Origin of the sequence: Dermacoccus sp. CCH2-D9 (genome assembly GCF_001556795.1) — a bacterium.
Taxonomy (GTDB): domain Bacteria; phylum Actinomycetota; class Actinomycetes; order Actinomycetales; family Dermatophilaceae; genus Dermacoccus; species Dermacoccus nishinomiyaensis.
The window spans coordinates 1-18,179 of record NZ_LSJT01000065.1 but is presented as its reverse complement, the minus strand read 5'-3'; the positions used below and the strand labels follow the sequence as shown (position 1 = coordinate 18,179).

The 18,179-nt window shown below is 69.2% G+C and carries 15 protein-coding genes and 1 riboswitch; of the genes, 4 read left to right on the top strand and 11 right to left on the bottom strand.

Going from position 1 to position 18,179, the window contains the following annotated elements:
• Nucleotides 1-167: 167 nt before the first annotated feature.
• The gene (locus AX669_RS05850; protein WP_197418858.1) at nt 168-1,145 is read right to left on the bottom strand and encodes a TauD/TfdA family dioxygenase; all 978 of its coding nucleotides are present in this window, start codon (nt 1,143-1,145) and stop codon (nt 168-170) included.
• Nucleotides 1,146-1,155: 10 nt separating this feature from the next.
• Nucleotides 1,156-1,283: riboswitch (SAM riboswitch) on the bottom strand.
• A 162-nt stretch (nt 1,284-1,445) separates the two neighbouring features.
• On the opposite strand from AX669_RS05850, the gene AX669_RS05845 reads away from it, so the two are divergent.
• Nucleotides 1,446-1,799, top strand: a complete 354-nt coding sequence (locus AX669_RS05845) for a hypothetical protein (protein ID WP_156444937.1) — start codon at nt 1,446-1,448, stop codon at nt 1,797-1,799.
• A 4-nt stretch (nt 1,800-1,803) separates the two neighbouring features.
• Here the strand turns inward: AX669_RS05845 and AX669_RS05840 are convergent, their stop codons facing one another.
• From AX669_RS05840 to AX669_RS05815, 6 genes are all read right to left on the bottom strand, one after another.
• A complete protein-coding gene (locus AX669_RS05840; protein ID WP_062257191.1) occupies nt 1,804-3,108 on the bottom strand; it encodes a cyclopropane-fatty-acyl-phospholipid synthase family protein in 1,305 nt (434 codons plus the stop codon).
• Complete coding sequence (locus tag AX669_RS05835; protein ID WP_062257190.1) at nt 3,105-4,502, bottom strand: FAD-binding oxidoreductase; 1,398 nt, start codon at nt 4,500-4,502, stop codon at nt 3,105-3,107. Before AX669_RS05835 ends, AX669_RS05840 begins: the two co-directional genes overlap by 4 nt.
• Nucleotides 4,503-4,554: 52 nt before the next feature.
• Entirely contained in the window at nt 4,555-5,820 is a 1,266-nt protein-coding gene (locus tag AX669_RS05830) for an FAD-binding protein (protein WP_006947139.1), read from the bottom strand.
• Between the two features lie 192 nt (nt 5,821-6,012).
• Nucleotides 6,013-7,023: an NADP-dependent oxidoreductase gene (locus AX669_RS05825; RefSeq protein ID WP_040015050.1), complete on the bottom strand. Its 1,011-nt coding sequence runs from the start codon at nt 7,021-7,023 to the stop codon at nt 6,013-6,015.
• A gap of 196 nt (nt 7,024-7,219) precedes the next feature.
• The gene (locus AX669_RS05820; RefSeq protein ID WP_051805511.1) at nt 7,220-7,684 is read right to left on the bottom strand and encodes a GNAT family N-acetyltransferase; all 465 of its coding nucleotides are present in this window, start codon (nt 7,682-7,684) and stop codon (nt 7,220-7,222) included.
• Nucleotides 7,685-7,774: 90 nt separating this feature from the next.
• Entirely contained in the window at nt 7,775-8,941 is a 1,167-nt protein-coding gene (locus AX669_RS05815) for an acyl-CoA dehydrogenase family protein (RefSeq protein WP_062257185.1), read from the bottom strand.
• Between the two features lie 285 nt (nt 8,942-9,226).
• On the opposite strand from AX669_RS05815, the gene AX669_RS05810 reads away from it, so the two are divergent.
• Both AX669_RS05810 and AX669_RS05805 read left to right on the top strand, forming a co-directional pair.
• Nucleotides 9,227-10,627, top strand: a complete 1,401-nt coding sequence (locus tag AX669_RS05810; RefSeq protein ID WP_062257184.1) for a hypothetical protein — start codon at nt 9,227-9,229, stop codon at nt 10,625-10,627.
• A 143-nt stretch (nt 10,628-10,770) separates the two neighbouring features.
• The gene (locus tag AX669_RS05805) at nt 10,771-12,186 is read left to right on the top strand and encodes a hypothetical protein (protein ID WP_062257181.1); all 1,416 of its coding nucleotides are present in this window, start codon (nt 10,771-10,773) and stop codon (nt 12,184-12,186) included.
• A gap of 58 nt (nt 12,187-12,244) precedes the next feature.
• Here the strand turns inward: AX669_RS05805 and pheA are convergent, their stop codons facing one another.
• The 3 genes from pheA to AX669_RS05790 are packed head-to-tail and all read right to left on the bottom strand — an operon-like array spanning nt 12,245 to nt 14,458.
• The gene (gene pheA / locus AX669_RS05800; RefSeq protein ID WP_062257179.1) at nt 12,245-13,369 is read right to left on the bottom strand and encodes a prephenate dehydratase; all 1,125 of its coding nucleotides are present in this window, start codon (nt 13,367-13,369) and stop codon (nt 12,245-12,247) included.
• Complete coding sequence (locus AX669_RS05795) at nt 13,366-13,800, bottom strand: DUF4446 family protein (protein WP_062257177.1); 435 nt, start codon at nt 13,798-13,800, stop codon at nt 13,366-13,368. The genes pheA and AX669_RS05795 overlap by 4 nt, the downstream gene beginning before the upstream one ends.
• A gap of 31 nt (nt 13,801-13,831) precedes the next feature.
• On the bottom strand, nt 13,832-14,458 hold the full coding sequence (locus tag AX669_RS05790; RefSeq protein ID WP_062257175.1) for a TMEM165/GDT1 family protein: 627 nt from the start codon (nt 14,456-14,458) through the stop codon (nt 13,832-13,834).
• Between the two features lie 58 nt (nt 14,459-14,516).
• Here AX669_RS05790 and AX669_RS05785 point away from each other — a divergent pair, with 58 nt between their 5' ends.
• Nucleotides 14,517-16,742 carry a hypothetical protein gene (locus AX669_RS05785; RefSeq protein ID WP_062257173.1) on the top strand — a complete coding sequence of 742 codons (2,226 nt, stop codon included), beginning with the start codon at nt 14,517-14,519 and terminating at the stop codon, nt 16,740-16,742.
• A 364-nt stretch (nt 16,743-17,106) separates the two neighbouring features.
• Here the strand turns inward: AX669_RS05785 and AX669_RS05780 are convergent, their stop codons facing one another.
• On the bottom strand, nt 17,107-18,000 hold the full coding sequence (locus AX669_RS05780; RefSeq protein ID WP_062257171.1) for a DUF5926 family protein: 894 nt from the start codon (nt 17,998-18,000) through the stop codon (nt 17,107-17,109).
• Nucleotides 18,001-18,179: the final 179 nt, after the last annotated feature.

Here is an 18,179-nt window from a genome sequence, read left to right as displayed (position 1 = left end):
GGCCGGAATCAACCATCCCGGCCCTGAGTGACTCACCACAGGTTGACATCCACCGGGATTCGCCGACGGGGACGGGATTCGCGAAGGGGGACGAAAATCGCAGAGGGGTACATGACGACGCGATGCGGGCCCCAGAGACCCGCACCGCGCCATGTCAGCTCACACCGTCAGCCAGCTGCGCCACCCGTCAGGCCATTGACGCCGACGGGCTTGTCGCCACCGACCGTCACGCGCCTCATGGCGCGCGGGCCAAGGTTGGCGTCGACGTAGTCGCGGTTCGCGTAGTGCGACGTCGCGCGGTTGTCCCAGATGCCGACGTCGCCGGGCGCCCAACGGTGGCGGATCGTGTGTTCGGGCTGCGTCAGGTGCGCGTACAGCACGTCGAGGATCGCCCGCGACTCGGCCTGCGACACGCCGACGATGTGGGAGGTGAAACCGGGGTTGACGAACAACCCGCGACGGCCCGTCTCGGGGTGCACACGCACGACGGGGTGCTCGACGACGGGCAGCTCGGTGACAACCTCGCCGCTCCACTCCTGCCCACCGTTCTTGCGCAGGTACGCGCCCCATTCGCGGTTGCCGTCGTGGGCGGCGACGAGCTGGTCGACTAGGCCGCGGAACGGCTCCGACAGCGAGTCGTACGCCGCCTGCGCGTCGGCCCAGGAGGTGTCGCCGCCGTAGTCCGGCAGCGTCACGGCGCGCAGGACGCTGATGGCCGGCGGCTCCTTCATGAACGTAACGTCCGTGTGCCACTCGTCGGAGAACGAGAACTCGGGGTCGGAGGAGTCGATCGAGTAGATCTCCTTGCGCTCGTGCGTGCCCGCGACGGGGTGGCCCGCCGTCAGCTCGCCGAGCAGGTTTCCGAGGCGCACCTGAGCGTCGTCGTCGAACGCGTCCTGACCCCGGAAGAAGAGCACCTTGTGCGCGAGCAGCGCGCGGCGCAGGTCGAACGCTATCGCGTCGTCGACCTGCGCGAGGTCGACGCCGTGGACGATTGCGCCGAACGCCGGGCCGAGGCGTTCGATGCGCAGCCCGGGCGTCGCGACGGTGCCGCCGTGGCGCGCCGCTGCGCTCGTCGGAACACCCGTCGGTGCGCCGCTCGCGGAGTCGACGTTCGTGTCGGGCGTGGTGTCGAGGAGTGTCATGGCAGACCCTTCGTTGCGCTTGCCGCCGCGTCGGTCGACGGGCGGCCGGGTCGTTACTCGGGGCACCCCGGCGCACGTGTGCGTTCGCATGGGGGTTGCCGCCCGGCCAGCCGAGACTTCGCGCCGGGGCTCGTGACCCGCACATAACGTAGCACTGGCCAAACATAAAGGTCGAGTTATGCATCAACGGCGGCCACACCGTGACATTCGTCAGGGGCCCGCCGCACCCGGGCGGCCATACTGAGAGCAGAACGCTCGTGGAGCACTCCCCCGTCGGTGAGCAGCGGTGATCGATGGTTCATGATCGCCCTGACCGTGTTCGAGATCGGAGCGTCGATCGTCACGGTCGAGTTCGTGAAGTCGCATGGTGGCAGCGATTTGAGCGCGTACATGTGGTCGCTGCTCGCGCCGGCCGTCGGCGCTCTCGTCTACTGGGCGCGCACACGCCGCGCGTCAGGGGCCCGCGCCGCGATCCTCGCGTTCAACCTGCGCTCGGCGGCCGTCGCCATCGCGAACAGTTCGTTCCAGAACGCGTTCGCGTGGACGCAGATCATGACGGTGGCGGCGATGCTCGTCGGCATCACCCCCACCGTCATGATTGCGCGTCGCCTGCGTCTGGACGGGCAACGAGCAGCCGCTCAGCACCGCCAGTGAGAGCTCAGGGTGCCCAGTGCGAGCCCAGCGGGTAGCCGCCGTTGTCGCCGTTGTCGGTCGTCTTCGTGGCGAGCACCTGGTGCAGGTGCAGCCAGCCCTCCTCGAACCCGAGGCGTGAACCGGCCATGTAGATGCCCCACACCTTCGCGGTCGGCAGGCCCGCCTCGGCGACGCAGAAATCCCAGTTCGCCTCGAGGTTGCGGCACCAGTCGCGCAGCGTCAGGGCGTACGACAGGCGCAGGTTCTCGTCGTGCTGAACCTCGAAACCGGCGTCGTGGCACTCACTGATGAGCCGCCCCGGCGAGGCGAGCTCGCCGTCGGGGAAGACATAGCGATCGGTGAACGGCTCCGGCTTGGCCGATGCCGTGTCGTCGCGACGCGTGATGCAGTGGTTGAGCAGGCGGCCACCGTCGCGCAGCTTCGAGTGCAGGAAGGAGAAGTAGTTGGCGTAGTTCTTCACGCCGATGTGCTCCGTGAGGCCGATCGAGCTGACGGCGTCGAAGCCCGTCTCGGTGACGTCGCGGTAGTCGCCGTGGCGGATCTCGACGAGGCTCCCGAGGCCCGCCTCACGCACGGCGCGCTGACCCCACTCGGCCTGTTCCTTGCTCAGGGTGACGCCTATGACGTGGACGCCGCGCTCGCGAGCGGCGTGCATCGCCATGCCGCCCCAGCCGCAGCCGACGTCGAGCAGCCGTTGGCCGGGCTGCAGGTCGAGCTTGTCGGCAACGAGGGCGAACTTGCGCTCCTGCGCGTCCTCGAGGGTGTCGTCCGGCGTGTCGAACACGGCGCACGTGTAGGCCATCGAGTCACCGAGCACCTTCTCGTAGAACGCGTTCGAGACGTCATAGTGGTGCTTGATCGAGTCGGCGGCGCGGCCCACCGGGTTCACCTTGGCGAGGTGGCGCTTCCAGCGGGGCTCGTTCTCGACCTCGGGCAGCGGCGGGTGGACGAACGCCTTCGGCCCCAGCTGCTTGACGACGGGCGCGAGCGCCGACGCGACGCCCTTCGGCGTCAGCTGCTTCGTGCGCACGTCACGCTTGATGCGGCTGAACACCTCGTAGGGGTCACCAGGGTGGAAACCGGTGCCGGTCAGCGTGCCCGTCAGATAGGCGCGGGCGAGGCCGAGATCGCCAGGGGCGCTGAGGAGGTAGCGCAGCCCCTCCTCGCTCTCGACACGCACGGCGATGTCGCTGTCGCGCGGGCCGATGTCGGTGCCGTCGTACGCCGTGATGCGGAAGGGCAACGGCCCCTCCAACACGGCCTGGACGGCCTGGGCGACGAGGGGGGTGGCGGTCGTGGTCTGGCTCATGCGTGCGTCCTCATCTTGTCAGCGAACTCAGGAAGGCGGCCCTGCGGGTCGTACTTCGTCTTCATGCGGCGGTATTCGGCTGCGCCGTACAGCGCTTCGAACGTCTCGGCGTCGTAGTAGACGTCGGAATAGAGCGACTTGTGGCCGTGCATCGTCGGCAGCACGGCCTCGATGTCGCGGTTGACGTCGCCGTCAGACCGCCCGGGGGTGATGGCGACGGTGCCCCAGAACCCGACGTTGACGTACGTGCGGTTCGATTCGAGCTGGTACAGCGGCCACGCGTCGTCGCCGCGCAGGCGCAGCGGGCACACCCACACGGGCGTCATGCCGACGTGCTCGTCGAACCACGGCATGAACGTCTCGAGCTGTTCGAGGGGCACCTCGACGTCCTGCACGACGCGCTCGCGCGGCAGTTCGCCGCGCATCTCGTCGATCTTCGCGGCGAAGCCCCAGCGGTTCTCCCACCCGACGATGCGGTGGTAGAAGTCGCTGCGACGGTACTTGCGCGGCCACACGCGTCGCACCTTCGGGTTCTGTGCGAAGAACGCGTCGGAGCACCAGAACCAGTCGGTGTCCCAACGCCAGATGTAGTCGTGCGCGCTCAAGGTGTCGCGGTCGAGCTCACTGATGCTCTTGTAGAAGATGTTCTGCCCCGTGTAGTCGCTCGGGCGGCGGCGCGTCTCGGGGAAGAAGTTGGCGAGCACGAGATAGGCCTCGTCCTTGCTGACGATCATGCCGTCGAGGCCGTCGACGCGTTCGCCCTGCCACTCGCGGGTCTCGACGATGGCGTCGATCGCTCGCGTCATGGCTGCGACGCTCGCGAACCGCACGTTGCGCGTCTCGACGAGGTCACCGATCGGCTGCAGTTCGATGCGCAGACGCGTCGCGTAGCCCAGGCTGCCGTAGCTGTTGGGGAAGGCGCGGAAGAGGTCGGCGTGCTCGTTGGTCGGCGAGGCGGTGAGCAGCTCGCCGGTGCCGGTGAGGATATCCATCTCGAGGACGGACTCGTGCGGCAGTCCGTTCTTGAACGACGTCGACTCGATGCCGAGGCCGGTGACGGCGCCGCCGAGGGTGATCGTGCGCAACTGCGGGACGACGAGCGGCATGAGGCCGTGCTCGAGCGTGGCGTCGACGAGGTTCTCGTACGTGCACATGCCCTGGACGTCGGCCGTGCGAGCGTCGGCGTCGATGCTGATGACGCCCGTGAGGCCGCTGACGTCGAGGCCTACCTTCGCTTTCTCACGCGGACGGAAGAGGTTCGAGGTCTTCTTCGCGAGGCGCACCGTGGCGCCGGCGGGGATGGCTTCGAAGGAGGCCCTCAACTGCGCGACGGCAGAGGCGTGAGCGGCCTCACCGGCCAGTTCCACACTGGGCTGTTTTTTCTTATCGAACATCTATGCTCTCCACGTCTCAGGAAGTTACGCCTGCCCCGGTTGCAGCACCAAATCAGGCCGGCTCATTCCCGAGCAACCGCTCGACCCAGGCGTTGCGGAACATGCCGGACGGGTCATGCCGACGCGCCTCGCCGTCGAGGGCATGCAGTCCGGGGAACTGTTCGCTGAGCTGCTGCGGCGGTGCCGCGTGCAACTTGCCCCAGTGCGGACGCGGGTGGCCGAGTGCAGCTTCGAGGGCCGGCAGTTCACGGCGGACGGCGTCCGGGTCGCGGCGCCAGGTGAGGTGGATGGCGAGCATCTCGCCGGTGGCGAACGGGCTCGCACTGAGGCTGTCGCCGGCGACGGCGCGGATCTCCATCGAGTGCGCGAGGCGGGCGAAGACATCGGCGAACCGTGGCAGCGCTCGCAGGGCGTCCGCGACCGTTTCACGTGAAACGAAGTACTCGCTCTGCACCTCGTCGCCGACGCTGGGGGCGAAGTCGCTGCGGAAGTGAGTCAGCCGTTCGGCGCTCGGCCCGTGAACACCGAGCTGCTCAGTCACCGCGACGGGATCAGCGCCTGGGCTCGGGTGACGAGGGCTCGTCGCGGCGCGGGCGCCGGCGAGCTGAGCCGGAGCATCGACGCCGCGCGGACGCTTGGCGAAGAGCAACGCCCGACCGCCGTCGCTCCAGTCGGGGGCGATGCTGAACGAGTAGAGCGGGCGCGTCAGGTCGTCGAGATGGTCGACGAGGGCGTCGTATTCGAGCCCTTCGTACACCGTCGTCGCGATGTCGAACGCGGGCACGACGTCGAGGATCAACTCGACGACGGGCCCGAACAGACCGAGATGCACGGGATAGTGCTCGAACCCGGGTTCGCCGCGCGTCATCGTGTGCAGATCGCCCGCAGCGGTGACGTGGGTGAGCGAACGCACCGCAGACGCGAGGCTCGGACGCTCCCATCCGGAGCCGTGCGTCGCCGTCGCGATGGCCCCGGCGACGGTGATGTGCGGCAGTGACGCAAGGTTCTCGAGCGCCCAACCACGCTGCGCGAGAACGGCGTTGACCTGCGCATACGTGGCGCCGCCGTCGATGGTGACGCAGCGTGCGTCCTCGTCGAGGTCGATGCGACGCTCGAGGTCGAGGAGGCTGAGCTGCACGCCGTCTGTGTCGGCGATGTCGTTGAAGCTGTGGCCGGTGCCGACCACCCTCAGCCGCCCACCGTCGGCCGCTGCCCGGCAGACCGCATCCTGCACCTGCGACGTCGTCCGCGGCGCGTATCGCTCGCGCGCTTCGAAGACGACGGTGCCGGCCCAGTTCGTGGCAGGGAGCGCGCTCATCCCCCGACGTTATACCCGCCCGACGGCGCTCGCCCGGGGTGCTCGAGGCCGGGGTGCTGGCTCTACGGGCGAGTGAGTCACTCGTGTCCGGGTGAGTCAGTCAGGACTGACTCACCCGGACGTTGGTGACGCAGCTGGATCTCACGTCGCATGCGCCGCCCTGCGGGGCGTGGCGCGACGGGAGTCGAACGATCAGATCGAGACGACCATCTTGCCGGTGTTGGCGCCGTTCAGCAGGTCCATGAACGCCTGCGGCGCGTTCTCCAGGCCCTCGACGACCGTCTCGTCCCACTGAACCGAGCCATCGGCGAGCCACGTCGCCATCTTCTGCTGGAACTCGGGCACGAGGTCGCGGAAGTCGCTCTGGATGAACCCGCGGATCGTGATGCGCTTGCCGATGACGAGCGCGAGGTTGCGCGGCGCGGCGGGCGGCTCCGTCGAGTTGTACTGCGCGATGGCGCCGCACATCGCGATGCGCCCGTGGGTGTTCATCGACGAGATGGCCGCCTCGAGGTGGTCGCCCCCGACGTTGTCGAAGTAGACGTCGATGCCGTCCGGCGCGGCGTTCTTGAGCAGGCCGCGGACGTCACCGTCCTTGTAGTTGAAGGCGGCGTCGAAACCGAGCTCCTCGAGGCGCGCGATCTTCTGTGCGGAGCCCGCCGAACCGATGACGCGGGACGCACCCTCGAGTTTCGCGATCTGACCGACGAGCGAGCCGACGGCACCGGCCGCGCCGGAGACGAACACCGCGTCGCCGGAGTGGAATTCACCGGCGCGCATGAGCCCGCCGTACGCCGTGATGCCGGGCATGCCGAGCGCGCCCAGGTAGGCGGACGGCGACACCTGCGCGCCACCGACGTTCGTCGAGACCTTGCGTGCCGCCTTCGCGGGCACGACGGCCATGTCGCGCCAGCCGAGGCCATGGAGGACGAGGTCACCCTCCGCGAAACCCTCAGCGCGGGATTCGACGACCTCGCCGACCGCGCCGCCGTCGAGGGGCTCGTCGATCTGGAACGGCGGGACATAGGACTTCACGTCGTTCATGCGGCCACGCATGTACGGGTCGACGCTCATGACGGTGTTGCGCACGAGCAGTTCGCCGTCGCTGAGGGCGGGGAGTTCCCGCGTCTCGAGGCGGAAGTTGTCGGAGGTGGGCGCGCCATGGGGGCGCGACGCGAGCACGATCATCTGAGAAGTCGTCATGCCCTCACATTGCCACGGGCCACCGACAACGCTCCAACCGAGCCGGTCGAAGCCCCCTGCGTATCCACGGTCCACGACGGTCGATTCAAGGGCGAATGTGACCGAAATCGCGGATGAGGACGCCGCTTGCGAAGATGGCCGAATCGCAGATGGGGACGACAATCGCGGAGGGGCGGGCCTTCAGGGACGCAGCGCGTCAGTGGTGGTCGCGCAGTTTCAGCTGGTAGTAGACCGTCGCGCCCGTGGTGTCTAGCTGTTCGAAGCCGTGCGATTCGTACAGGCGGTGCGCGTAGGCGTTGTTGCTCTGCGTGCTGACGCGAACGTGGTGCGCACCGTTCTCACGGGCACCGTCGAGTACCGCTTCGAGCAGCGACCCGCCGACGCGGCGTCCGCGTGCGGCTCCGTCGACGAACAGGTCGGCGATCACCCAGTCGTGAGTGAGGTGGATCGAGTCGAACGCGCGGTAGACCTGCGCGAACCCGACGACGCCCACGCTGTCCCGGGCGCCGAGGACGAGCGTCTGCCCCGTCTCGATGCGCTCGGCCAGAAACGTCCGCGCGTCTGGCGTTGGCGCCTTGCCGCAGAAGCTGCGGTACTGCTCGAACAGATCGACGAAATCCTCGACGTCCCCAGGCATGGCATGTGCGATATCGATGTTCACGCCTTCATCTTGCCCAATCGCGCACGCAGCGGCCTCTGGGCACCGCAGAGCGGTTCGCCGGACTCGACGAACCGCTCTGCGGGCGTCAGGTCACAACGAGCGGGCGATGAGTTCCTTCATCACCTCGTTGGCGCCGCCGTAGATCTTCTGGATGCGCGCACCGGCGTACATCTTCGCGATGGGGTACTCGAGCATGAAGCCGTAGCCGCCGAACAGCTGCAGGACGCGGTCGATGACATTGCACTGCACGTCCGTCGTCCAGTATTTCGCTCGCGAGGCGGTGGCCGAGTCGAGCTTGCCCTCCATGTGCAGCATGATGCAGTGATCGAGCAGGGTGCGGGCGGCGAGCACGTCCGTCGAGCACTCGGCGAGCACGAAGCGCGTGTTCTGCAGGTCCATCAGCGTGCCGTCGAACAGTTCACGCGACTTCGCGTGCTCGACCCCGAGCTTCACGGCCAGCTCCGCCGATCCGACGGCGGTGCACGCGAGGCCGAGGCGCTCCTGCGGCAGCTGCTCCATGAGGTGGTAGAAACCGCGCCCCTCCTCGCCGAGCAGATTCGCGACGGGTACGCGCATGTCGGTGAAGTGCAGTTCGCGCGTGTCTTGACCGTGCTGGCCGATCTTCTGCAGCACGCGCCCGCGCTCGAAACCGTCGAGGTCGGCCGTCTCGAGCACGATGAGCGAGATGCCCTTGTGCCCGGCGGCCTTGTCACGCTCGCAGGTGCGGGCCACGAGGACGATGAGGTCGGCGTGACCGGCGTTCGTGATGAACGTCTTCGAGCCGTTGATGATGAACTCGTCGCCGTCGCGCACCGCGCGCGTCGAGACGCGCTTGAGGTCGGAGCCCGCGCCGGGTTCCGTCATGCCGATGGCGCCGACCCATTCGCCGGAGCACAGCTTCGGCAGCCACTTGCGCTTCTGCTCCTCGGTGCCGTAGGCGACGATGTAGTGCGTCACGATGATGGCGTGGACGACGAAGCCCCACGAGTCGTCACCGGCCTTCGCCTGCTCGATGGCGACGACGGCCTCGTGCGCGAACGTCGCGCCGCTGCCGCCGTACTCCTCTGGCACCGACAGGCCGAGCAGGCCCAGCTCACCCGCCTTCGTCCAGACGTCACGATCGACCTGGTGCTGTTCGCTGTAGCGGTCGATGTTCGCGAAGATCTCGCGGCTGAACGTGGCGGCGAGACGCTGGAGGTCTTCCAGTTCGTCGTCCATCCACGGCGAGCGGTACGGCAGGGGTGCGGCCGGGCCCATGGGTCTTTCCTTTCGTCGGTTCCACCAGTGTGCCCCACATCACAACAACCTTGGCGCTGCGGGCGCGTCTCATTCACTGCACGCCGCACCGGCTCCTTCACCCGAAGGGACCAACGACCCTGAATCTATGTTGACCGTCAGGTACGCTTTATCGAACGCAAGTGGTGAAATCCGACACGCGTAGTGGGTCTGACGTCCGACCGGGTGGTGGCGGACGACAGACCCGCGCGAGCCGCCACGGCGCCGCGCACGGGGGAAGCGCAACCGAGAACGAGGAGCTGCTGCATGGCCAGCCATGACGCCGGGTGGGAGGCGTTCCGCGAGGAGTTCCGCCACTGGATGGAGCTTCGGGGGATGACGAGCAGGGCCCTCGCCGCTCGCCTCAACGAACTCTCCGTCGACCAGCCGTTCGACGAGCACGTCGTCAAGCGATGGCGCCACTCCACGTCACCGCCCCTCGAAGCCGTGCGTCACATCGCCTCGCTGCTCGCGATGAGCGACGATCCGAGCGGTCAGGCTCCCTACGATCCCGCGTTCATCCTGCGTCGCATGGGCCTGCTCGCGCCCGCCGCGCCGGCCCAGGAACTTCTCGACACGAGCCTGCGCCTGCAGGAGCTTCGCCTGCGCCTCAGTGAGGTGCGCGGCCAGCTGAGCCGCCACGCCGCGCGAACCGGCGCCGGCCAGCTCGTCCAGACGGCGCTTTCGTATGGGTACGCCGCGGCCGTCTTCCCCGTCTGGGAGGGGCCGGTCGGCTATCCGATGCATGTCGCCGACCGCATCGACTTCCGCACCCCGCGCGACGACATCCCTGCCGTCGAGGAGAACGACGAGATGCTCGCCGCGCTCGTCGCCAACGCCGCCGTACCGGGCACCCGCCATCCACGATTCAGCACCCAGCCTGATGATCTGGCTGAACAATCGCACTGGGCGATCCAGCTCATCGGCCGCCCCTCGATGCGCAACGGCAAGGCCATCCACCCCGCCGCGCCGGCGATCGCCGTCACCGCCTCGACGACGAGTGCGTGGGCCGACGACGTGGGCGGCATCATCGCGTGGCTGCTCGGCTACGGCTTCGTCTCGACCCGCGAGATCGCGCGTGAGCTGACGCGCAACCCGATCGCGACGGACGCGCTGCGCAGCGAGGTGCACGATCAGTTCGTCGCGCGCCCGCCGTCGCACCACGTGTGGACGCACCACAGCGTCATGGTGCCCGAGGACAACCCGAACTCACCGTGGGCCGCAGCCGACGGAACCGGCTCGCCCGGCCTCGTGCACATCCGACTCGTCGAGGATCACCGGCTCATCGAGTGGACGTCCGAATGGCTCGGCGGGCAGCTCGGCATGAGCGCCGAGGAGGCTCTGACGCTGGCGGAGACCACCGCGTCCACCGTCGAGGCCCGCCTGCACAGCGGCGCGCTCGCCCACGTGCGACGACGCACCCTGCTCGTGCCGACACCGTTCGCCGAGACGCCGGCGCAGCGGTGGGAGAACGCCCTCGGCGCGGCGCTGGCCGCGACGCGCTTTCTCGCCGAGCTCGGCGTCGAGCGCACCGACGGCCTCGACGCCGTGCATGATCGGTTGCTGCGAGACGAACCGGACATCGCCCACTCTTTGCTGCGGTGGCTGGCCGACCACGAGTGCCCCCTGGTCAATCCGAAATTTTCGTCCTGGTCGAATAGGGCCTGACGAGGGTCGGCGAAAATTTCTGTCCACAGGTCGGACAACCGACTTAGTGGGCGGCGAAGCGAGCCGCGCCTTCCTACACTGGCCGGAAGCCACGGCATGCGCCCGCGTCGGACACGGGCACGCTCACGAGGGGACCACCGACGATGGCAGCGCACGACTCCAGCTGGGAGATCTTCCGCAGCGAACTCAAGCATTGGATGGAACTGCGCCGCTTCACGAACAAGGCGCTCGCCGAGGCGATCAACGCAGACCTGCCCTCCAGCGGTCTGAGCGCACCCGTCGACGAGCAGATCATCAAGCGCTGGCGGCACTCGACGTCACCGCCCCTGATGACGCTCAAGGTCATCGGACGCATCCTCGGCATGAGCAGCGACCCCACCGGCCGCGCGATCTACGACCCGACGCACCTGCCGCGTGTCATGGGCATCCTCGACCCCGCCCCCGAGAACCCCGAGCTCATCGAAGCGGCCTACCGGCTGCAGACGGTGCGCGCCAAGATCGCCGAGGCCCAGAGCACCCTGACGGCGATCACTGCTGACGAGGGCGCCGTCAACGTCGTGCGCACGGCCACCGCGTCGGGGCTCGGCGCCGCCGTCCTGCCCGTCTTCGAGGGCCCGCGCGGCTACCCGATGCACGTCTCCGACCGCATCGACCTACGCGCACAGGGCGCCGAGGCCACCGCGCCGCAACCGAACCAGTACCCCCTCGTCCACGACGCGCTGCACGACGCGTTCGCCGTCCGCAGCCGACGCGCACCGCGCTTCGCCGACACGAGCCTGCAGCCCAACCCCGACGCCTACGCCGCCTGGGCCGTGCAGCACGTCGGCTGCCCGCGCGCGAGCGAGGTGCATCGCCCCCACGTCGGCTTGCCCGCCATCGCCATCACGTCCGTCACGACGACGCCGTGGCCCGACGAAGTCGGCGACCTCATCGCGATGGTGCTCGGCTACGGCTTCACGACGACGCGTGAGCTCGCCCGCGAGCTCGTGTGCGACCCCTATGCGGCGGAACCGCTGCGCGCCGACATCCATGACAACTTGCTCTACGCGGCGACCCCGCTGCGTCGCGTGTGGACGCACCACGGCGCCGTCGTTCCGCCGGCGAACGACCATGCACCGTTCGGCGACGCGCAGGGCCGCGCGACGAGTCAGCTGCTGCACTTCTACGTGCGCGAGGACGATGCGTCCCTGCGTCACGCCGCCGAGCACCCGGCGGGCCGCCTCGACCCCGTCTCTCCGGAGGAGCTCGACGCCGCCGTCGCCCGCACGAGCGCGACGCGCGCGGAACTCGACGCTCGGTTCGAGCGCGTGCAGGACAACCCGCGCATCCGACGCATTGACTACGCCTTCACGCCCGAGGCCGAGGACCGCTGGGCGCTGGTGTTCGAGATGACGCTGACGATCCTGCGCACGCTCGACGAGCTGGGCGTACGCCTCAACCTCGCCGAACTGCACGAGCGACTCGCGCGCACCGAACCGCAGGTCGCACCGCAGGTGCTGCGCTGGCTCGCCGACCACGACGCGCCGTTCGTCGAGTCGCGTCACCGCACGCGGCACTGACGGGCGACTGACGCGCGGCGCCCTGCGACGAGGAGACCCCGTTCAGGCGGCCCGGCGCTCAGCGCAGCGCGTGCAGCCAGGCGCGGGCGCCCGCAAAGGCCTCGTCGCTCGTCTCGGGGGCGACGTCGACGGGACGCTTGTCGGCGCGCGCGTACGAGCCGAGATAACGCACGTCGGCGGCGACGCGCTTGAGCCCCATGAGCGCCTCCCCGACACGTTCGGACGCGATGTGCCCCTCGATGTCGAGCGAGAAGCAGTAGCTGCCCATCGCCTCGCCCGTCGGGCGCGATTCGAGGCGCGACATGCTGATGCCGCGCGTCGCGAACTGCTCGAGCAGTTCGAGCAGCCCACCGGCGCGGTCGGCGTGCTGGTACAGCACGAGCGTCGTCTTGTCGTGGCCCGTCGGCGCGGGGGTGCGGGGGCGGCCCGCGGCGTCGCGGGCCTTCGTCACGAGGACGAATCGGGTGACGGCGCCCGCGTTGTCGCCGATGTGTGTGGCGAGGGTCTCGAGGCCGAAGACGTCGGCGGCCATCGGCGCGCACACGGCCGCCTGGAAGTTCTCGGCAACGTCATCGGCGAGGCTCTGCGCGGCGGCGGCCGTCGACAGCGTCGGCACGTAGGTCGCCTGTGGCAGGTTCGACGCCATCCAGCCGCGCACCTGCGGCCACGCGTGCGAGTGCGACCCGACCCCCGTGATCTGCTCGGCGCGCGTGCCCGGGCGGGCCGCGAGGACGAACGTGATCGGCACGAGCACCTCACCGACGAGCAGCAACTGCGAGTCCGTGGGCGCGCCGGCTCCCGCGTTGAGGGCATCCAGCGTGGAGCTCACGCCACCCTCGACGCTGTTCTCGATCGGCACCATGACGCCGTCGACGCCACCCGAACGCACCGCGTCGAGCGCTGCCGGGACGGTCGCGAACGGGACCGAACGTTCCAGGGCAGCCGCGACGAGGCCGTCCGTCGTGGTCGGGGCGCCGGACGAGCTGGGAGTCTGGTGCGAACTCGCCTCACCTGGGGTCGAAGCACCCGCGGCCGGCGCGGTCACGTCCGCACCCTCGTCACTGGCGGGACACACCGCTGCGGCGGCGTCACGCGTCTGCTGCTCGAGCCACCCCCGCAGCGCAGCCTGCGTGAACGTGCCGGCAGGGCCGAGGTAGCCGTAGGTCGGGTCGTCGTGCGTCATCGGGCATTCCCCTCACCGGCGCGCGCCGCGGCGACCGCCTGCTTCTCCTCGGGCGTGAGCTCGCTCGAACTCGCGCCTGCTTCGACACTCTTGGCGTACGTGCGCGACTCAGCGCGCCCGTGGATCGACGAGATGACGAGCCCGTCACCGGCGTCATCGACGAGGGCCGCCGAGAACGACAGCTGACCCGCCATGTCACCGAACGCGTCGTATCGGACGACGGCGACGTGCTTGAGCGCGCGTCCCGAATCGGCACGGGCTGCGGCGAGTTCGGTTCGGGCAGCGGCGATGTCGCGCGCCACCTGGCGCGGGCCGCCGCCGTCGTCACCGATGATGGACGCGAGGCGGGCCTCGCTCGCGCGCACCTGCACGAGCGCCCACCCGGCGAGCAGGAGAGCACACACTGCGACGGCGAGAGCGACGGCGATCACGACGTCAGCCTATGCAACCGGGCGTGGTCGATCAGACCGGCACCCAGGCCGGGAATTCGACGCCGGCGAGGGCGGCCACCATGAGCGCCGCGAACAGCAGGCACACGACGCCACCGGCGGTGCGGATGGCGGAGAGGCTGAGTCGCTTGAGCAGCGCCTTTCCGGCGACGGCGCCCAGCGCCGAGACCAGGGCGAGCGCGAGGAACGCCGACAGGCCGACGAGCCAGGGGTTGCCGCCACGCGCGACGAAACCGGCGGTCGCGAGCTGGCTCAGGTCGCCCCACTCGGCGAGGAACAGGATGAGGAAGCTCGCCCCGATCGCCTTGAGCCCCTCGGCCGGCTTGGCCTTGGCACCGAACTCCTCCTCGGCCTCCGCCTCACCCTCATCGGCCTCCTTCGCGCCCTTGATCAGCACGAAACCTGCGACGAGGAACAGCAGCGCGACGACGGCGTGCACCGGCTTCTCGGGAAGCAGCGTGAGGACGCGTCCGAACAGGACGGCGACGACCGTCTGGACGGCGAACGCCGACGCGACACCGATCCACACGTACAGCGGTCGGTATTTCGTCGCGAGCACGAGCGTCGCGATGAAGGTCTTGTCAGGGAGTTCGACGAGGAACAGCGTCGTGAAGACGGTCAGGGCGAGAGCAAGATCCACGGGCCACGAGCCTACCGGGTCGCAGCGAGGATCCAGGATCAGCGACTACGCTTGAGCAGTGTTCCGTCGGTGGCTCGTGACTGCTCTCGTCGCCGCCGTGACGTTCGCGGCGCTCGCCGTGGGCATCTCCGTCGCCAAGTCCGACACCTCCCCCACGCATCGCGCGCTGCCGGGCAACCTCGTCGTCGTCGGCATGCCGGGGCTGACATGGAGCGACATCAACCCCGACACGACACCGACGCTGTGGGACATGTCGCAGCACGCCGCCGTCGGCAACCAGCTCGTCCGCGTCATCAGCGACCACTCGTGCAGCGACGCGGCATGGGTGACGCTGGGCTCCGGTACACGCACCCCGCTCGGCTACAGCCCGCCGATGGCGGCAGCGTCCGGCACGAACGACTTCTGCCCGCCCCCGGTGAAAGGCGAGTACGACGCGACGCACCACACCTACCGCTACCCGCAGTGGAGCACGTGGGCCAAGGACGCGCTGAAACGCAACATCCCCTCACGCATGGGGCTCGTCACCTCGACACTGGAGAAGGACGGCCAGTGCGTCAGCGCCGTCGGAGAACGGGCAACGCTCGGTGCGGCGAACCGTCAGGGCGTCGTCTCGCACTACTGGCCGAGCATCTCCGGCGCTGACCTCGCCGCGTGCCCCGTCACGTACGTCTCGCTCGAGGGGCGCAGCGACGCGCAACTGCGTCAGGTGCTCGACGCGGCACCCATCGACACGACCGTCCTCGTCACCGGCCTCACCGACGACGAACGCCCCGAATCGCCGCGCGCGATCATGCTCGACGGGCCGACGGTCGGCTCGGGCATGCTGCGCTCGCGCCAGACGCGTCAGCGAGGGATCGTCACGACGACCGACATCTCCGCGTTCGTCCTCGAACGCACCCCCCGCGCGCCGGTGCTCGGCGAGGGGCGCCCCCTGTCGATCGAACCCGTCTCGACGCCCGCCGCACTGCGCTCGGTGCGCAACACCCAGACCCTCCTGCGCACCGAGCGCAACCTCGTCGGGCCGTTCTTCGTCTGGGTCGCGGCCCTCGGCGCGCTCGCCGTCACCATCGGGGCGTGGCTGTCGGTCCGCGCGCGCTGGTGGCCCTGGAGCGGACGTGACGTGGCCGACGGCAACGACGCGGGCGTCGGTGCGGGCCCATGTCCTGGTGTGGCGTGGTGGCCATGGCGAGGACGCGACGCGGCTGACGGCGACGCCGCGGCCCGCGCCGTCATGACGCGCCGGCTGCGGGTGGCGCGCGGCTGGTGGGCGACGACGGGTGCGCTGCTCGGTGCGGTGCCGGTGGCCACCTTCCTGGCGAACCTCTACGCCTGGTACCTCCACGACCATGCGTTGGCGTGGCTCGGCGGGTGCGTCGTCGTCATCATCGTCGTCATCGCGACGCTCGCACTGCTCGGGCCGTGGCGTCGCTGGACGCCCGGCCCTGCCGTCTTCGTCGCCTCCTGCACCGCGCTGGTGCTCGCGATGGATGCGGTGCAGGGATCGCCGCTGCAGCTCGTCAGCGTGCTCGGGCTGCAGCCGGTGTACGGCGGCCGATTCTTCGGGATGGGCAACGTCGGATACGCGCTGTTCATGACGTCATGCCTGTTCGTCGCGGCGATGCTCGCGGGGCGTTATCGCGCGATGAAACGGCCGCGGCTCGCATTGCTGACGGTGCTCGCGATCGGCGTGCCCGCCATCCTCATCAACGGGGTGCCGCAGTGGGGCAACGAGGGTGGCGGCTCGGCAGCGTTCGTGCCCGCGATCATCTACCTGGCGATGCGTGCGCGCGGGTGGCGGATCACGCTGACGCGACTGCTGCTCGCCGCGTTGGGCGGTGCTGCGTTCGTCTTCGTCATCGGCTGGCTCGACTACCTGCGCGGCGAGAGTGCGCGCACACACCTCGGCGACATCTTCGCCGGCCTCGTCGGCGACGGGCAGGTCAACCCGATCAGGCGGGTGCTGTACGCAAACTGGCACATGCTCAACACGCATTGGTTCTACTGGTTCGTGCCGATCTGGCTCGTCGTGTGCATCGTCGTGCTCGCGTTTCCCGACGGGCCCGGGCGCTTCCTCAAGCCACTGCTCGTGCGCGTGCCCATGATGCGGCACGGCCTCATCGCCATCACGATCATGCTCGCCGCCGGATTCCTCGCCAACGACTCGGGCACCTCGATCCCGCCCGCCGGGGCGCTCGTCATCATGCCACTGCTCGTCATCGTCGCGGCGCGCCTCGGATCGCCGCGCACGAGCGAAGCCCCTCGCGTGCCTGCCGTGAAGAGTTGACGGCCGTACCCATCTGCGATTTACGCCCACGTTCAACGGACGTTGCGGGCAGGCGAATGTGGACGAAAATCGCAGATGTGTACAGGCTGTCGCGGGCTTCGAGCCCTTTCCACTGCTCCCTTCACACCGTCGCCGACGTGGAGCCGGCGTCTCACGCGCGCGCCGCTCGACCACTTCCGTCAGACGACGCCCCGGCAGCGACACGCGTGAGGCCCCCGCACCTGACGATGTGGGGGCCTGACGAAGAGTGCAGGCGAGGTGAGCGCCTGGCGACGGAGTCGACGAGGCAGACGCCCCACGCTGAGCCCTGACTCACCAGGATCTGACGGTGAGAGCCGAGCTCAGTGCGACCTGAAGGCGGACGTCAGCGCAGCGTGATCTGGCGCGAGACGATGCCGTTGCGGGCGCGACCTTCGTCGGCGGTGAGCGGCTCGGTCTCGAGCGAGGCAAACGCATCGTCGAAGGCCTTGGCGAGTTCGGCCATCGGCGCGGCCTGCTGCTCGGGCAGGCGGTCGGTCGCGACCTCCCAGACGGGCGTCAGCACGCCGCACGCACGGAACGCGCCGAGGAGGCGGCCTTCGTCGTCGTTCTCCGGCATGCGCGCCTTGCCGGATGCGGACAGGCGGGCGAGCGCGTCGGTGGCCTTGTTCTCGTCGTGCGGCAGCACCCAGCGGATGAAGGCGCGATCGCCGATGAGGCACCAGTAGGCGGAGTCGACGCCGTCGATCGGCGCGGTCGGAGCGATCGACTCGTTGGCGTCCTCCATCGAGACGGAGGCCTCTTCGCCGATCTCGTGCTCTTCGGGGATCCAGAAGTCGAACGTCTCGTGGACGGTCGGTTCGAACGTCGTGCTCGTGATGATGTCCTGCAAACGCGGCGTCGCGGCGCTGACGCGCGGCGGTGCGGGCAGCGGCTGGCCGTTCTCGAGCTGCGTGACAGCGATGAGCTGCGCGGCGAGGTCGCGGCTCGCGTCGCCGGATCCACCGCCCGTCTGCAGCGCCACCATCATGTCGCCGTCCTCGCGACGCAGGCCGGGCCACGCCATCGGCAGGATCGTCGCGATGACCGCCTCGTGCTCCTGCCCGTCGACCTCGAAGGTGACCTTTGCCGTCGCCGACGGGACGATCTCACGCATCGCCACCCAGTCCGTCTCACCTGCGAGGCCCTCGAATGGACGCGCGACGAACGGCGCCGGCATCTGCGACGGATCGAGCGGACGCTTGTTCTCTTTGCCCTTGCGGCGTGAAGCCTTACCCATGGTCGATGAGTCTAGTGATGTCGCGTGCCCGCGGCGGCGCGATGCGTCATCTCGCTGCGGTAGTGGAACGTCGTCAGGCGCGCGCCGCGTCGGCTGGGGCCACACGCGTGTCGCAGCGGGCGCCTCTGCCGAGCGTGCGAGGCCGATGCGCCGCAAGACGCGCAGAGAAATGTTTGGGC